At 66.0% G+C, this 16,291-nt stretch carries 11 protein-coding genes; 7 read left to right on the top strand and 4 right to left on the bottom strand.

What is annotated here, in order from left to right:
* The first annotated feature begins 333 nt into the window (after nt 1-333).
* Together ACETK3_RS18945 and pknB are read left to right on the top strand one after the other, a co-directional pair.
* Complete coding sequence (locus ACETK3_RS18945; RefSeq protein ID WP_236802010.1) at nt 334-1,713, top strand: lytic transglycosylase domain-containing protein; 1,380 nt, start codon at nt 334-336, stop codon at nt 1,711-1,713.
* 95 nt (nt 1,714-1,808) lie between these two features.
* Entirely contained in the window at nt 1,809-3,905 is a 2,097-nt protein-coding gene (pknB, locus tag ACETK3_RS18940; RefSeq protein ID WP_373993362.1) for a Stk1 family PASTA domain-containing Ser/Thr kinase, read from the top strand.
* A 79-nt stretch (nt 3,906-3,984) separates the two neighbouring features.
* Here the strand turns inward: pknB and ACETK3_RS18935 are convergent, their stop codons facing one another.
* Together ACETK3_RS18935 and ACETK3_RS18930 are read right to left on the bottom strand one after the other, a co-directional pair.
* The gene (locus ACETK3_RS18935) at nt 3,985-5,376 is read right to left on the bottom strand and encodes a class II 3-deoxy-7-phosphoheptulonate synthase (RefSeq protein ID WP_236802008.1); all 1,392 of its coding nucleotides are present in this window, start codon (nt 5,374-5,376) and stop codon (nt 3,985-3,987) included.
* 97 nt (nt 5,377-5,473) lie between these two features.
* On the bottom strand, nt 5,474-6,298 hold the full coding sequence (locus ACETK3_RS18930) for a 1-acyl-sn-glycerol-3-phosphate acyltransferase (protein WP_236802007.1): 825 nt from the start codon (nt 6,296-6,298) through the stop codon (nt 5,474-5,476).
* Between the two features lie 111 nt (nt 6,299-6,409).
* Here ACETK3_RS18930 and ACETK3_RS18925 point away from each other — a divergent pair, with 111 nt between their 5' ends.
* Genes ACETK3_RS18925 through ACETK3_RS18915 form a run of 3 tightly spaced genes read left to right on the top strand, consistent with a single transcriptional unit; the run spans nt 6,410 to nt 8,554 of the window.
* A complete protein-coding gene (locus ACETK3_RS18925; RefSeq protein ID WP_237430241.1) occupies nt 6,410-7,198 on the top strand; it encodes a carboxylesterase in 789 nt (262 codons plus the stop codon).
* Nucleotides 7,195-8,001: a carboxylesterase gene (locus tag ACETK3_RS18920; RefSeq protein ID WP_236802006.1), complete on the top strand. Its 807-nt coding sequence runs from the start codon at nt 7,195-7,197 to the stop codon at nt 7,999-8,001. The genes ACETK3_RS18925 and ACETK3_RS18920 overlap by 4 nt, the downstream gene beginning before the upstream one ends.
* Nucleotides 7,988-8,554: a hypothetical protein gene (locus ACETK3_RS18915; protein WP_236802005.1), complete on the top strand. Its 567-nt coding sequence runs from the start codon at nt 7,988-7,990 to the stop codon at nt 8,552-8,554. Before ACETK3_RS18920 ends, ACETK3_RS18915 begins: the two co-directional genes overlap by 14 nt.
* Nucleotides 8,555-8,630: 76 nt before the next feature.
* Here ACETK3_RS18915 and ACETK3_RS18910 read toward each other — a convergent pair whose 3' ends face one another.
* Nucleotides 8,631-9,719: an ROK family glucokinase gene (locus ACETK3_RS18910; RefSeq protein ID WP_236821769.1), complete on the bottom strand. Its 1,089-nt coding sequence runs from the start codon at nt 9,717-9,719 to the stop codon at nt 8,631-8,633.
* Between the two features lie 170 nt (nt 9,720-9,889).
* On the opposite strand from ACETK3_RS18910, the gene ACETK3_RS18905 reads away from it, so the two are divergent.
* On the top strand, nt 9,890-11,698 hold the full coding sequence (locus ACETK3_RS18905; RefSeq protein WP_236802003.1) for a long-chain fatty acid--CoA ligase: 1,809 nt from the start codon (nt 9,890-9,892) through the stop codon (nt 11,696-11,698).
* 60 nt (nt 11,699-11,758) lie between these two features.
* On the opposite strand, the gene ACETK3_RS18900 is transcribed toward ACETK3_RS18905, so the two are convergent.
* A complete protein-coding gene (locus ACETK3_RS18900; RefSeq protein ID WP_237430240.1) occupies nt 11,759-15,157 on the bottom strand; it encodes a pyruvate carboxylase in 3,399 nt (1,132 codons plus the stop codon).
* 302 nt (nt 15,158-15,459) lie between these two features.
* On the opposite strand from ACETK3_RS18900, the gene ACETK3_RS18895 reads away from it, so the two are divergent.
* A complete protein-coding gene (locus tag ACETK3_RS18895; protein ID WP_236802001.1) occupies nt 15,460-16,278 on the top strand; it encodes a ParA family protein in 819 nt (272 codons plus the stop codon).
* The last annotated feature ends 13 nt before the right edge of the window (nt 16,279-16,291 follow it).

Here is a 16,291-nt window from a genome sequence, read left to right as displayed (position 1 = left end):
TGGGACATTGAAGACCTCCTTGTGGATCGGACTCTTAGACAAGCCCCACTCCACTTGGAGGTCTTCTTTTTGTCACCTAACCACGCCGCATGTTCCTAACCTCCGTGGTCAATACACCTAGTCGAGGCAATTCATTCCGCTCCTGGCCTGCGGACACTCCCGAAATGAAGGCATTGCACAGAATCAGGAATTTCTTGTGCTAATCGCAAATTCATGAGAGATTCACACTCATCACAGTTGTAACAGGAATAACTTAAGTCACAGTAGTATCAAGATTGACAGCGGCATCCCCGTCCGCGTCCGCACCCGCAGTTGAGAAGAGGATTCTTTCCGATGACGATGTCCCGCTCGCCCAAGCAGCCCCCCAAGCCGAGTCTGCCGATGATTGCCGCCACCACCGCGGCACTGCCAGCGGTCGTCCTGTCATCCCTTGCCCTGGCCCAGCCGGCTGCAGCGCAGCAGCCCGCGCGGAGCATTCCCAGCAGCCTGGCAGCGGCAATGAAGGCCCAGGCCGAGGCGAAGGCCGCGGGCACCGTGATCCCCGCTTCTGTTGTCTCCACCACCATTCCGGCAGCTTTCCAGCCGGCCCGGCCGGCAGCCCCAGCCGAGTACACGATTGTCCGCGGCGACACAGTCAGCGGTATCGCCGGCCGTTTCGGCCTGGACACGGGTGAGATCCTCAAGCTGAACAACCTGCAGGCCAACACCATCATTTACCCCGGCCAGAAGCTCAAGCTGTCCGGCTCACCCGCTCCCGCCGCACCCGCGCCTGCAGCCGCCGCTGCCCCTGCAGCTCCGGCACCCGGCGCCGGGGCAACCTACACAGTGAAATCCGGCGACACCCTGGGCGCCATCGCTGCCAGGCACAACGTGTCGCTGTCGGATGTCTTCACCTGGAACAACCTGTCCATGCGTTCCATCATCTATCCGGGACAGAAGATCAAGGTGGGCGGCGGCTCGGCGCCGGCAGCTCCCGCGCCGGCGGCACCAGCACCTGCACCCGCCCTGGCCAACACATCGGCACCCGCAACGGGGTCCTACACCATCAAAGCCGGTGACACACTCTCGGCCATCGCATCCCGCCACGGCGTAAAGCTGCCGGACCTGCTGTCTGCCAACAAGCTGGGCATGACCAGCATCATTTACCCGGGCAGCAAACTGGTCATCCCCGGCGGTTCCGGGCAGCCGGCCCAGCAGCCCGCGGCGCCGCAGCCGGCCGCGGCTCCCCTGGTGCCCAGCTCGTTCCTCGGATTCAGCTACCCGGCAGCTGTTGTCAGCTCGGCCAATGAGAACAAGGCCCTGCTGAATGCTTCACCCGTGCCCTCGCGGGAGGAAATGAAGAACATCGTTGCCGACACCGCACGGCGCATGGGTGTCGACACTTCCCTGGCCCTTGCCTTTGCCTTCCAGGAGTCCGGTTTCAACCAGCGCGCGGTGTCGCCGGCGAACGCAATCGGCACCATGCAGGTCATTCCCAGCTCCGGACAGTGGGCGTCGGACCTGGTGGGACGGAAGCTGAACCTGCTGGACCCGTACGACAATGCAGCAGCCGGCGTGGCCATCATTCGGCAACTGCTGGCCACCAGCAAGGACCAGGACAGCGCGATCGCGGGTTACTACCAGGGCCAGTACTCGGTGAGCAAGTACGGCATGTACGACGACACCAAGGCGTATGTTGCCGCGATCAAGGCCCACCAGAAGAACTTCAGGTAAGCCACTGACGATTGCAGTAATGCGGGTCCGAACCGTTACCGGTTCGGACCCGCTTTCGTTGCGGACGCGTTTTGCTGCGGGATTAGGATCATAAGGTGCAGGAAGACGTGTCGGACCCCGTTGTAGGGACGCTGGTAGACAACCGCTACGCAGTCACCTCCAGGCTTGCCCGCGGCGGCATGTCCACGGTCTATCTGGCCGTGGACCAGAGGCTGGACCGCGAAGTGGCATTGAAAGTGCTGCACCCCCACCTTGCTGCTGACGAAAACTTCCTGGGCAGGCTGGGCAGGGAAGCAAAGGCCGCTGCCCGGCTGTCGCATCCCCACGTGGTGGGCGTGCTGGACCAGGGCAACGACGGCACCACGGCCTACCTTGTCATGGAATACATCAGGGGCCATACGCTCCGGGATGTCATCCGGGACAGGGGCGCCCTGCCGCCCAGGCTTGCGTTGGCACTTATTGATCCCGTCGTGGAGGGACTGGGTGCTGCGCACGCAGCGGGTTTTATCCACCGCGACGTGAAGCCCGAAAATGTCCTGATTGCCGATGACGGCAGGATCAAGATCGGTGACTTTGGCCTGGCCCGAGCCGTCACCAGCTCAACCAGCACCGGAGCGCTGATCGGCACGGTTGCCTACATTTCACCGGAACTGGTTTTGGGCAAGCCGGCGGACGCACGCAGCGATGTCTATTCCGTGGGGATCATGCTGTATGAAATGCTGACGGGCCGGCAGCCGTTCGAGGGCGAGGTGCCCATCCAGGTGGCCTACCAGCACGTCAACGGGACGGTGGGTCCGCCGTCGGACCAGGTACCCGGACTGGCGGGCGAGGTGGACGAACTGGTGCAGTGGTGCACCGCCAATGATCCCGAGAACCGGCCGGTGGACGGCAACGCGTTGCTTCAGGAACTGCGGCACATCCGGACCCACCTCACGGATGCGGAACTTGACTTGCTGCCGCCCGCAGCCGGTGGTCCCGCGTCCCAGCACCACACCGAGGTCCTGGCACGCGCCAGCAATCCGACAACCGTGCTGCCGCCTTCGCGGCCCGCTGCGCCGCCTTACCCGCCCGCTCACTTCGCGCCGGCCCAGGACAAGGTATCCAACGCCCAGGCTCCAACCGCCCAGGTGGCCTACCACCAGCGGCCCGGACTGGCACTGCCCGACGACGACGATTCCGACAGCGGCTGGTCTCCCCCGCCGCCCCGGCTGGGAAAGCGCGCCCAGCGCCGTGCCGACAAGGAAGACGAAAAGCTCCGGGCCGTGGCCGCTGCCACCCCGGTGCGCACCCTGCGGCAGGGCAATCCCCGGCGCCGCGGCGTCCTCTGGGTCCTGGTCCTGATCATCGCCGCCCTCCTGGCCACTGGTGCCGGATGGTTTTTCGGCATGGGTCCCGGCGCTGCCGCCGCCGTACCTGCAGTAGCTAACAAAACGGTGGCCCAGGCCCAGCAGGTGCTGAGCGGGGTGGGTTTCCGTTCCACCACGAGCGATGTGTTCGACGACGAGGTGCCCACCGGGCTCGTGGTGGGCAGTGAGCCGGCTGCGGGGACCGAGATCCGGAAGTTCCAGCCCGTCTCCCTGCTGGTCTCGAAGGGTCCACAGCTGTTTCCCCTGCCGAACATCACCGGCGGCACGCTGGACGAAGCAAAGAGTTCCCTGAACGCGGCGCAGATGGCGCTGGGGACTGTGTCCGAGAAGTTCGACGAGGATGCGGCGGCCGGGATCGTCCTGTCGCAGGACCCTGCAGCCGGCAGCCCCGCACGCCACGGCATGCCCGTGGCCATTGCGGTTTCCAAGGGCCCTCAGCCGATTGCAGTTCCATCCGTCATCGGAAAGTCCGAGGATGACGCCGTGGCGGCCATCGAGGCCGCAGGCCTTACTGCCCGGGTGGCCCCGGATGAAATTTTCGACCGGAACGTCCCGGAGGGGGATGTGGCCAGCCAGTCCCCGGCCAACGGGACGCTGACCAGGGGCGGAACGGTCACCTTGACCATCTCCAAGGGCCCCAAAATGGTGAATGTTCCCAGTTTCATTGGCAGACAGGTAGAGGATGCCCGTAAGCAACTGAAGGAGTTGGGCTTCGACGTCAAAGTGAACAACATCCTTGGTGGCTTTTTCGGCACGGTCCGGGACCAGAGCCCGGTGAACAAGGAAGTTCCGGAGGGCTCAACCGTGACCCTGACCGTGGTCTAAAGAGCGTTGGGCACACAAAAGGCGCGGCCGGAAGAGTTCCGGCCGCGCCTTTCAGCGCGGTATTCGAATGCTCTTGCTACTAGTGCTTGGCGAGGGCGCCGGCCACGAGGAAGGCCATTTCGAGCGACTGCATGTGGTTCAGCCGCGGATCGCAGACAGACTCGTAACGGTCCAGGAACGCATCCTGGTCGATCGGGTCCGCGCCGCCCAGGCATTCCGCCACATCGTCGCCGGTCATCTCCACGTGGAGGCCACCAGGCACCGTGCCCAGGCCGTGGTGCACCTCGAAGAACCCGCGCACCTCGTCGATGACGTCGTCGAAATTGCGTGTCTTGTAGCCGTTGGGCGAGGTGACAGTGTTTCCGTGCATGGGGTCGGTGACCCACAGGACCTGCGCGCCGGAGGCAGTGACCTTCTCGACGACGGCCGGCAGCTTTTCGCGGATGTTGCCGGCGCCCATGCGGGTGATGAACGTGAGGCGGCCGGGCTCGCGGTCCGGGTCCAGCTTGTCGATCAGGCGCAGGGCGTCATCACCTGTGGTGGACGGGCCGAGCTTGACGCCGATGGGGTTGCGCACGCGCGACAGGAAGTCGACGTGGGCGTGGTCCAGTTCGCGGGTGCGCTCCCCGATCCACAGGAAGTGCGCGGAGGTGTCGTAGGGGAATCCGGTGCGGGAGTCGATGCGGGTCAGGGCCCGTTCGTAATCCAGCAGCAGGGCCTCGTGGCTTGCGAAGAACTCGACGCGCTTGAGGGCCTCGAAGTCGGCGCCGCAGGAGGCCATGAACTTGATGGCACGGTCGATATCCCTGGCCAGCGATTCGTAGCGGGCGTGCGCGGGGTTCTCGGTGAACCCCTTGTTCCACTGGTGTACGGAGCGAAGGTCGGCAAAGCCACCCTGGGTGAAGGCCCGGATGAGGTTCAGCGTGGATGCGGAGGTGTGGTAGGCACGCAGCATCCGGGAGGCGTCGTGGCCGCGGGACTCGGGGGTGAACTCGTACCCGTTGACGATGTCACCGCGGTAGGCGGGCAGGGTTACGCCGTCTCGGGTTTCGTCATTGGAGGAACGGGGCTTGGCGAATTGGCCTGCCATCCGCCCCATTTTGATGACGGGCATAGCCGCACCGTAGGTGAGGACCACGGCCATCTGGAGGATGGTCTTGACACGGGCGCTGATCTTGTCCGCCGTAGCGGCCTCGAAGGTTTCCGCGCAGTCGCCGCCCTGCAGCAGGAACGCCTTGCCCTGGGCAGCAGCGGCCAGCCGCTCCCGAAGCACGTCCACTTCGCCTGCGAATACCAGCGGCGGAAGGACGGACAACTCCTTCACGGACGCATCAAAAACTTCCCGGTCCTGCCAGCTTGGCTGCTGCGAGATGGGAAGGTCCCGCCAGTGGTCCAGTCCGGGATAGTTGGCTGCTCCGCTCTGGGCGGTGCTGGACAGCGAAAATGCGGGTTTTGCAGATAGCTCAGTCACCCTCCAAGACTACCGGCAGGGCGGCGCCGGAGGGCACCGGGCCGTCACGCTGCCGGCTCCCCCCGTCACAACCGGGCTGTGCCCCTGGAAGGTTCCGTTACCCGGCGGCTGTTGTGCCGGCGTCGTCCTCCACGCCATGAGGCCCGGCGGCCGGACTGCCGGCGGCGTTGTCCTGCACGAATTCTCCCTCGGCTGCCACTGGGGCTGCCAAGGGCTCAGCTGCCGCCCGGGGCTCCACAGGCTTGCCGGCGAGCCGAAGCTTCACCACGGCCGCGTATTCGTCCACGTACTCCTGCCCCGAGAGCCGCAGCAGGCTGGACATGATCTCATCGGTGACCTTGCGCTGGACCGTCCTGTCCTCGGCCTGCTCCCGGTACTGGCTGAAGTCCAGGGGTTCGCCGAAGATCATGCCGATCCTGCGGATATTGGGCAGCCGTTTGCCTATGGGCTGGACCTTGTCGGTGCCGATCATGGCAACGGGAATGACGGGGACTCCCGCCTGCAGCGCAAGCCTGGCCACGCCCACCTTGCCGCGGTACAGCCGCCCGTCGGGACTCCGCGTGCCCTCGGGGTAGATACCCAGCAGTCCGCCTGCGCTGAGCACTTCCATTCCCGCGTTCAAGGACGCCGCGGAAGCCGCGCCGCCGGACCTGTCCATGGGCAGCTGATTGGTGAGGCGGAAGAACGCCGCCGTCAGCCTGCCCTTGATTCCCGTCCCCGTGAAGTACTCAGACTTTGCAAGGAAGACCACCGGGCGGCGCACCATGAGCGGCATGAAAATCGAATCGGAGAATGACAGGTGGTTTGAGGCGATGATGGCGGCTCCCTGCGCCGGGATGTTGTCCAGGCCTTTAACCCAGGGCCGAAAAAGCAGCTTGATCACCGGACCGAGGAAGATCCTTTTCATGACCCAATAGAACACGTGGTGAACCTCTCCGGAAGGCAGCTTCCAGTCCCCGCGTCGGGCCTGGCCAGCGATTCAATGCAACCCTACTCTAGTGAGATTTGGGTGGAACAGTGACACGATGGAGTCATGACTGAAAGCAGCATTCCGCCCCGTCCGGCCGCTTTCAGCTATCCAGGCCACGGTGTTAATGCCCGCATCGGGGTGGCCCTGTGCCATGGATTTACGGGCAGCCCGCTGAGCATCATGCCGTGGGCGCAGCACCTTGCGGACTTGGGGTACGCCGTCACCGTCCCCCTTCTCCCGGGGCACGGTACGGACTGGCGCCAGCTCGCCTCGACTGGCTGGAAGGACTGGTACCGCAGCTACGAAAAGGCCTTCCTCGACCTCGCCGGCCGGACGGACGCCTGCTTCACCGCCGGCCTGTCGATGGGCGGGGCCATCGCACTGCTTGCCGCTGCCCGCCATCCAGTGGCCGGGGTCAGCGTGGTGAACCCGGGCTTGAGCTTCTACGACTGGCGGGTGCGGATCATCGGCCTGCTTAAATATGTCCAGCGCACCACCGTTCCCCTCCAGGAGGACCAGACCGGCGCCCCCGCAACCGATGACGGCGACTACTCTCTGACTCCGCTGTCCGCGGTGCACGAGCTGAAGAGACTGTTCCGCGCAGCCGTGCGCGGCCTGCCCAGCGTGAATGCTCCCGTCCAGGTTTTCAAGTCGCGCACCGATGCCGTGGTGCCGCCCACCTCCCTGGCCCTGCTGCGGAAGGGGTTGGGCGCGAACCTCGCGGCGGTGGAAGAGCTTGCCAGCAGCGGACATGTGGCTACTCTGGACGTTGACGCGCCCGCCATCTTCGCGGGGTCGGACGAATTCTTCGCCGCCCATGCCCGCCGCACCACTACTTTGGAGACGCCATGACGTCCGGTCCGGACCACAGCCCGTTCAGCAGCGCCTTCAGCGGAGAAGGGCCGCGAACGGGAGTAGTGCTGTCCCACGGCTTCACGGGAAGCCCGCATGGCCTTCGCGCCTGGGCCCTGGCATTCGCCGCTGCCGGCTTCGCCGTCAGGATGCCTTTGCTGCCCGGGCATGGGACCACGTGGCAGGATCTTGCACGCACCCGGTGGCAGCAATGGCACGGCGCCCTGGATGATGCCTTCCTGGAACTGGATGCTGAATGCGACCAGGTTTTCGCGGCCGGCCTGAGCATGGGCGGCGCCCTCGCCCTGCGCCTTGCCGCCACCCGCCCCGTGGCCGGTGTGCTGCTGGTGAACCCAGGCCTGGTGATTGACGATCCCAGGGCACCGTTGGCCGGACTGCTCAAACTGGTGCTGAAGAGTACCCCGTCCATCGGCAACGACATCCTGAAAGCGGGCATGGATGAAGGCGCCTACGCCCGTACGCCCGTGGCCGCGGCCCATGAACTGAACAAAATGTTCAAGGACACCGTCCGGCTCCTTCCCCGGGTCACGGCGCCCGTCCAGGTTTACCGGTCCACCGTGGACCATGTCGTGTCCGACTCCAGCATGGACGTCCTGCGGCGCGGGCTGGTACACGCTCCCCTGGAGGTGGTCCGGCTCGAGAACAGCTACCACGTGGCCACCCTGGACAACGACGCCGACCGCATCTTCGAGGGTTCGGTGGACTTTATCCGGCGCGTGCTGAAGCAAACGACGGCCAGCCCTGCAGGATCAGGACAGGAGGTGCGCGGTGAACAGGCCTGACTCGGAACAGCCTGACCAGGGGGCCAACCAGGACGACGCCGTATGGCTGGACCTGGTGGCACGGCTTGAGTCAGACACGGTGGCAATACGCCCCGACACCCCGGGCGCCGGGGAAAAGCCGGCCACCGGGACGGAAGCTGGCCCGGAAACACCGGGGGCTCCCTCCTTCCGCGACTTCGATCCGTTGGGTCTGGCGGGGACTGCCCCTGCCGAGCCGTCCCCGGCGGAACGCCAGGCGGGGGCAGGAGGGGAGGACGGCCAGGGTGCAGGCGGGGCCCCGGAGGGTCCCCGGGACTATGAGGTGGACGATGGCGACGAAGAGTTCGTGCCGGAGGAACCGCCCAGCCTGGCCGGCACCGAGCCGCTGACCATGCTGGCCTGGCTCGGTGCCGTGGGCGGCCCCGTGGCGCTGCTGTTGTCGGCGATGTTCTGGCGCACGGCGCCCCTGCTGGCCATCGTCGGCATCGTTGCCGCGTTCGTCCTTGGGACGGTGTACCTGATCATGAAGCTGCCGCAGGAAAAGAACGGGGACGACGACGGCGCCAGGGTGTAGCGCCCCCGGGCCCGCCGTCGTCGTCGACTAAGTCGTGGTCAACGAAGTCGTCGCCCGCCGTGTCAGCAGGCGGTGGTCAGCTGCGGACGCGGCTGCTGACCCGCGAAAGGTCCGCCGCCCCAATGAGCCCCGCGCTAGGGCCCAGTGCAGCAAGCTCGATTCCGGCAGCCGGGCGGAAGCCACGGCCCGTCAGGTTCCGGGCGAAGGCTTTGCGGGCGGGTTCCACCAGCAGGTCGCCAGCTGAGCAGAGGCCGCCGCCGATCACGAAGAGGCCCGGATCCAGGGCTGCCGCCAGATTGGCGAGCCCAAGTCCAAGCCATTCGCCGACTTCCTCGATCAGCTCGCGGGAGGCGCGGTCGCCGGCCAGTGCCAGCTCGGTGACGATGGCGCCGGTAATGGCTTCCGGATGTCCATGCACCGCTGCCAGCAGGTCCTGCGCCACCGGGGAGTTGGACCGGGCCAGCAGCCTCGCTTCGCGGCCCAGGGCATTGCCCGACGCATACTGTTCCCAACATCCGCGGTTGCCGCATTCGCACCTGTGGCCGCCCGGCATGATGATTTGGTGGCCGAACTCCCCTGCCACGCCGAACCGGCCGCGCTCCACCCTGCCGTCCATCACCATTGCACCGCCAATACCGGTGCCCAGCGTGATGCAGACCAGACGGTCCTCTCCTTGGCCGGCGCCGAAGCGCCACTCAGCCCAGGCTGCCGCATCGGCGTCGTTGGTCAGGAGTACCGGCCGGCGGAGGAGCCGCTGGAGGTTTGCACGCAGCGGCTCGTTGCGCCAGGCCAGGTGCGGGCTGAAGAGGACGGTGCCGCCGGCCAGGTCCATCCACCCGGCGGCGCCGATGCCCACCGACCAGATGCGGTGCCCCTGGCTGAGCTCCTCCACCAGTTCCACGATGACCTGTTCGACAGCACGGGGATCCGTCCCGGGGGTGGAGCGGCGGGCTTCATTAAGGATCCGGCCTTCGGCGTCCACCACGCCCGCGGCTACCTTCGTTCCCCCAATATCTATCCCGATGGCCAATCCCTTGCGGCCCAGGCGAAGATGTCCACCGGTCCCGCCATGGAGCTGTCCGGCACGGTAGCTGGCGGGACGGCGGCGCCAGGGGGCGGGTCTTTTCAGGGGGCCGGCCTGATCGCCGGGCAACGGTCCGTACATAGTCCACCATTCTAAGGGGGCGGCAAGATTGTCTTGACATATAGCGCACACAGGACGTGCATTGACGGCTAAGTTACTCGCCAGTAGGTTTATATACTGCACTGTTCCGTCCGGGGTATTAGTCTTTAGGCAACCCCCTGCGCGGGACTTCAGATATCAAAGGAGCTATAGTGCGCGAATTCAGTGTTCCGCCCCTGGTTGTTGTCCCGCCGGAAACCAACATCACCGACCTGGTGTTGCGGCAGGCGGCCAAGCCCAGCAACCCGGCACTGTTTTCCCGCCTCGACCCGGCGGGTTCTTGGCGCAACGTCCCCGCCACGGAGTTCCTTGCTGACGTCAGGGCGCTTGCCAAGGGCCTGATCGCCAGCGGAGTGGGCGCCGGGGACCGGGTGGGCATCATGTCCCGCACCCGCTACGAGTGGTCCCTGGTGGACTTCTCCATCTGGTTCGCCGGTGCGGTTTCTGTTCCCATCTATGAGACCTCATCCCCCTCCCAGGTCGCCTGGAACCTTGGGGACTCCGGTGCCGTTGCCGCTTTCGGCGAATCCGCCCACCACGAGAACGTCATCCGCCAGGCCGTCACCGCCGAGGGCCTCACAGCGGTGCAGCACGTGTGGCAGCTCGAGGGGACGGGCCTGGACAGCCTCCGCGAAGCAGGCCGCGATGTCAGCGACGAAGAGCTCGAGTCCCGCCGCAGCGGAGCAGGACTCCACGACGTGGCCACCATCATCTACACCTCCGGAACCACGGGACGGCCCAAGGGCTGCGAGCTCACGCACGGCAACTTCGTGGAACTGTCGGACAACGCCTTGGCCATCATCGGCGAAATTGTCCACGAGAACGCCAAAACCATCATGTTCCTGCCCCTGGCCCATGTGTTCGCCCGATTCATCTCGGTCCTGGCCATGGCAGCCGGAACCACGGTGGCCCACACCCCGGATATCAAAAACCTCCTGGCCGACCTGCAGAGCTACGAACCGACATTCATCCTGGCCGTGCCCCGGGTCTTCGAGAAGGTTTACAATTCCGCGCTGACCAAAGCCGAGGACGGCGGCAAGGGCGCCATCTTCCACCGCGCCGCCGAAACCGCCATCGCCTTCTCCAAGGCGCGGCAGGACGGACGGGTGGGGCTGGGCCTGAAGCTGCGGCATGCGCTGTTTGACAAGCTGGTTTACGGCAAGCTGCGTGCCGCCATGGGTGGACACGTGGCACACGCGGTGTCCGGCGGCGGCCCCCTGGGCGAGCGGCTGGGGCACTTCTTCCAGGGCATCGGCCTGCAGGTGCTGGAAGGCTACGGCCTCACCGAAACCACCGCCCCCATCACCGTGAACACCCCATCGCGGATCAAGATCGGCTCGGTGGGCAAGCCGCTGCCGGGTAACGCAGTGAAGATTGCCGACGACGGCGAAATCCTGGCCAAGGGAGTCTGCGTCATGCGGGGCTACTACCAGCGGGATGACCTTACCGCGGAAGCCTTCACTGACGGCTGGTTCCATACCGGGGACATCGGCCGGCTGGATGACGAGGGTTTCGTCTGGATCACCGGCCGCAAGAAGGAAATCATCGTCACGGCCGGCGGCAAGAACGTCATTCCCGCCCTGCTCGAAGACCAGATCCGGGCTGACGCCTTGGTGTCGCAGGTGCTGGTGGTAGGGGATAACAGGCCCTTCATCGGGGCCCTGGTCACCCTGGACCAGGAAGCCCTGCCGGGCTGGCTCCAGCGCCACAGCCTTCCCGCAGACACCACGCTGGAGCAGGCAGCACAAAACCCCGTGGTTAAGGCTGCAGTCCAGGACCTGATCACCGCAGCCAACACGTCAGTTTCCCAGGCTGAGGCCATCAAGTCCTTCCGCATCGTCCCCGCCGACTTCACCGAAGCCTCCGGCCACCTGACCCCATCCATGAAGGTGAAGAGGGCCCAGGTAATGAAGGACTTCGAAACGGTCATCGAAGAGATGTACTCCGCCCCGCGTCCCTGATCACAACAACGAAAGGGTCCTCCCGCCTTGGGAGGACCCTTTCGTTGTGTCTGGAACTTCTTACTGCTCGATGACGAGGAGCAGGTCTCCACCCTGGACCTGCTCGACGGCGGAGATGGCGAGGCGGGAAACCTTGCCGCCTACCGGCGTCGTGATGGATGCTTCCATCTTCATGGCCTCGATGGTCGCCACGGTGTCACCTGCGTTGACCGTGTCCCCGGGCTTGACCGTGACGGTAACGGCGCCGGCGAACGGTGCGGCCACCTGGCCGGGCTGGGCGGGGTCGGCCTTTTCGGCGGCCTTGACGTTGCTCACCACGGACCGGTCACGCACCACCACGGGGCGGGACTGGCCGTTGAGGGTGCACATGACGGTGCGCATCCCCTTTTCGTCCGGCTCCGAGACGGCTTCCAGGGAGGCGATGAGGCGGACACCGCGCTCCAGCTGGATCTCGTGCTCGGTGCCGCGCTGGAGGCCGTACAGGTAGTCACGGGTATCCAGGACGGAGATGTTGCCGTACGTCTCCACGCTCTTCAGGTAGTCCTTGGTGGGGCCGTCGAAGAGCAGCCGGTTCAGCGTGTGCTGGCGGGTCTTCGAATCGGACTTCAACGCGGCGCTGTCCTCGGCGCTCAGCTCGACGTCGCGCACCTTCACGCTCCTGCCCTGCAGGGCCTTGGTGCGGAAGGGCTCGGGCCAGCCTCCGGGAGGATCACCGAGCTCGCCGGAGAGGAAGCCGATGACTGAGTCGGGAATGTCGTAGTTCTGCGGGTTCGCTTCAAAGTCCGCAGGATCGGCGTTGAGGCCCACCAGGTGCAGGGCGAGGTCACCCACCACCTTGGAGGACGGCGTGACCTTCACCAGGTGGCCCAGGATGCGGTCGGCGGCGGTGTACATGTCCTCGATCGCTTCAAACCGCTCCCCCAGGCCCAGGGCCATGGCCTGCTGGCGCAGGTTGGACAGCTGGCCGCCCGGGATCTCGTGCTTGTACACCCGGCCAGTGGGGCCGGGCAGGCCCGACTCGAAGGGGGCATAGACGCGTCGGACCGCTTCCCAGTACGGCTCGAGCGAGCTGACGGCGTCCAGGTTGAGGCCGGTATCGCGCGGCGTGTGGGCCAGGGCAGCAACAAGGGCCGACGCCGACACTTGGCTGGTGGTGCCGGCCAGCGATGCGGAGGCCACGTCCACGGCATCCACGCCGGCGTCGACAGCAGCCAGCAGGGTGGCCAGCTGGCCGCCCGCGGTGTCGTGGGTGTGCAGGTGGACCGGCAGGTCGAAGCGCTCACGGAGCGCCGCAACGAGCTTCGCAGCGGCAGCGGGGCGCAGCAGCCCGGCCATGTCCTTGATGGCCAGGATGTGGGCCCCGGCGTCGACGATCTTCTGCGCCAGCCCAAGGTAGTAGTCCAGATTGTAGAGCTTCGCTTCCGGGTCCAGCAGGTTGCCCGTGTAGCACAGCGCCACTTCCGCCACGGCGGTGCCGGTGGCACGGACTGCGCGGATGGCTGGAGCCATCTGGTTGACGTCGTTCAGGGCGTCGAAGATGCGGAAGATGTCGATGCCGGTGGCGGCGGCCTCGTTGACGAAGGCCTCCGTGACTTCTTCCGGGTACGGCGTGTAGCCCACCGTGTTGCGGCCGCGCAGCAGCATCTGGATGCAGACGTTGGGCATGGCCTGGCGCAGGGCTGCCAGCCGGTCCCAGGGGTCCTCGCCCAGGAAGCGCAGCGCCACATCATAGGTGGCACCGCCCCACGCCTCGACGGACAGCAGCTGCGGCATGAGCGCCGTAACAGCGGGGCCCGCGGCTACGAGGTCGCGGGTGCGGACGCGGGTGGCCAGAAGGGACTGGTGCGCGTCGCGGAAAGTGGTATCGGTGACGGCGACGGCATTCTGCTCACGCAATGCCTTGGCGAAGCCTTCCGGCCCCAGTTCAAGGAGCTTCTGCCGTGAACCGGGTCCTGCCTCCCTGTCCTTGACGTCGGGCAGCTTGTGCGCGGGATCCGAATGCACGGTCAGGTCGCCGTTGGGCTTGTTCACGGTGACGTCGGCCAGCCAGGTGAGGAGCTTGGTGCCGCGGTCGGCGGATACCCGGGCCTTGAGCAGCTCCGGGCGCTGGTCGATGAAGTTGGTGGCCACATCTCCGGCGATGAAGTCGGGATCGTCCAGCACAGCCTGGAGGAAGGGGATGTTCGTGGAGACGCCACGGATGCGGAACTCGGCCAGGGCACGGCGGGCGCGGGCAACGGCAGTGGGGTAATCCCTGCCGCGGCAGGTGAGCTTCACCAGCATGGAGTCGAAGTGCGGGCTGATCTCGGCCCCGGAGTACACCGTGCCGCCGTCAAGCCGGACACCCGCGCCGCCGGCCGAGCGGTACCCGGTGATCTTTCCGACGTCGGGGCGGAAGCCGTTGGCGGGATCCTCCGTGGTGATGCGGCTCTGGAGGGCTGCGCCGCGAAGCCTGACCGTGTCCTGGGAGAGGCCAAGATCGGCGAGGGTCTCGCCGGAGGCGATCCGCATCTGGGCCTGGACCAGGTCCACGTCCGTGACTTCCTCGGTTACCGTATGCTCCACCTGGATGCGCGGGTTCATTTCGATGAAGACGTGCTGGCCGGCCCGCTCACCCTCGGTGTCGACGAGGAACTCGACCGTACCGGCGTTGACATACTTCAATGCCTGGGCGAACTTCACGGCGTCCCGGTAGAGGGCCTGCCGGATGTTGTCGTCCAGGTTGGGGGCGGGAGCGATCTCGATGACCTTCTGGTGCCGCCGCTGGATGGAACAGTCACGCTCGAACAGGTGCATGACGTTGCCTTCGGCGTCCGCCAGGATCTGCACTTCGATGTGCCTCGGCCGGAGGACTGCCTGCTCAAGAAACATGGTGGGGTCACCGAAGGCGGCGTCGGCTTCGCGCATGGCTGACTGCAGGGCTTCGGGCAGGGCCTCGCGGGTATCCACCCGGCGCATGCCCCGGCCACCGCCGCCGGCAACGGCCTTGGCGAAGATTGGGAAGCCGATCTCATCGGCCGCAGCAAGGAGCTCATCCAAGTCCTTGGACGGCTCGCTGGACTTCAGGACCGGCACGCCGGCCTCGCGGGCGGCCTTCAGCGCTGCCACCTTGTTGCCCGCAAGCTCCAGCACTTCGGCGGGCGGCCCCACGAACGTGATGCCGGCCTCCTTTGCCGCGCGTGCCAGCTCCGGGTTTTCCGAGAGGAAGCCGTAGCCCGGGTAGATGGCGTCAGCTCCGGACTCCTTGGCGACCCGTACCACCTCCGCCACGTCAAGGTATGCCCGGACGGGGTGTCCCTCCTGGCCAATCAGGTAGGCCTCGTCCGCTTTCTGGCGGTGAATTGAGTTTCGGTCCTCTTGGGGAAAAACGGCAACGGTCTTGGCGCCCAGCTCGTAGCCGGCGCGGAAGGCCCTGATCGCGATTTCACCGCGGTTGGCCACCAGAACTTTGGAAAACATACTTCTCCTGCATCATTGCTGGGTGGATCGATGAGTGGTCACAGTGTCTAGGACCTACAAGGACAAACACAAATCTTTGTGGTCACGGTCACAGAATTTCCCGTCATGTCCCGAACGCTTTCAGCCTGGCTGGCGGAAACCGCCCCGGCAGCACAGTCGGTGGCATGCCGACGCCCGTTAAAGCAGGATTCGCCGACGCATCAACATATGATGAGTAGGGCGGCAGGACCGCCCGGCTTCGGCTCTGCCGAGGCAAACATTACTCCCAACACGGCATCCGGCGTTAGGTTTTGGTCTCTCAAGTGCAAGTAGTCAGCATCAGCAGCCTCAAGGGTGGAGTCGGTAAGACTTCCGTCACCACAGGATTGGCGTCTGCGGCGCTGGCCGCGGGAGTACGCACGCTGGTGGTGGACCTCGATCCGCATGCCGACGCCACCACCGCCCTGGGCGTCCAGCCGGGCGACCAGTTGGATATTGGCAGGATGCTCAAGAGCCCCCGCAGGGCAAAACTGGCGGAGAACGTGGTCCGCAGCAGCTGGGCTGACCGAACCCCCACGAACGGTTCCGGGCCCGCCGTCCTGGATGTCGCCGTCGGCTCCGCCTACACCGGGATTTACGACCGGCCGGACCTGGGCCGCCGCGACCTCCGCCGGCTTTCCGCCGTGCTTGCCGGCGCCAACGACTACCAGCTGGTGCTGATCGACTGCCCGCCGTCCCTCAACGGCCTGACGCGCATGGCCTGGGCCGCCAGCGACAAGGTTGCCCTGGTTGCCGAACCCGGCCTGTTCTCGGTGGCCGGCACGGAACGCACCATGCGGGCAATCCAGCTCTTCAGGCAGGAGTTCGCCCCGAACCTGTCGCCGGCCGGGATCGTGGCAAACCGCGTCCGGAGCGGCTCGTCGGAGCACACCTACCGGCTTGCCGAAATGGAATCCATGTTTGGCGAACTCCTCCTGAGCCCGCGCATTCCGGAACAGGCCAACTGGCAGCAGATCCAAGGCGCCGCCCATCCCGTCCACCACTGGCCCGGGGATTCGGCCAAGTCCGCCGCCGGCCTGTTTGACGACCTTTTATCCAACCTGATGGCCTCCCGCAGCGGCCTGCGGAGCCGGGCCCGCTGAACCGCAGGCCGGC

It is taken from the genome of Arthrobacter sp. E44 (genome assembly GCF_041877125.1).
Classification (GTDB): Bacteria; Actinomycetota; Actinomycetes; order Actinomycetales; family Micrococcaceae; genus Arthrobacter.
This window is presented reverse-complemented; position numbering and strand designations above follow the sequence as displayed.

Excerpts from the sequence above, each read along its gene's own strand:
- ACETK3_RS18945 (WP_236802010.1), top strand. The coding sequence starts at position 334 with ATGACGATGTCCCGCTCGCCCAAGCAGCCCCCCAAGCCGAGTCTGCCG.
- ACETK3_RS18925 (WP_237430241.1), top strand. The coding sequence starts at position 6,410 with ATGACTGAAAGCAGCATTCCGCCCCGTCCGGCCGCTTTCAGCTATCCA.
- ACETK3_RS18920 (WP_236802006.1), top strand. The coding sequence starts at position 7,195 with ATGACGTCCGGTCCGGACCACAGCCCGTTCAGCAGCGCCTTCAGCGGA.
- ACETK3_RS18910 (WP_236821769.1), bottom strand. The coding sequence starts at position 9,719 with ATGTACGGACCGTTGCCCGGCGATCAGGCCGGCCCCCTGAAAAGACCC.
- ACETK3_RS18900 (WP_237430240.1), bottom strand. The coding sequence starts at position 15,157 with ATGTTTTCCAAAGTTCTGGTGGCCAACCGCGGTGAAATCGCGATCAGG.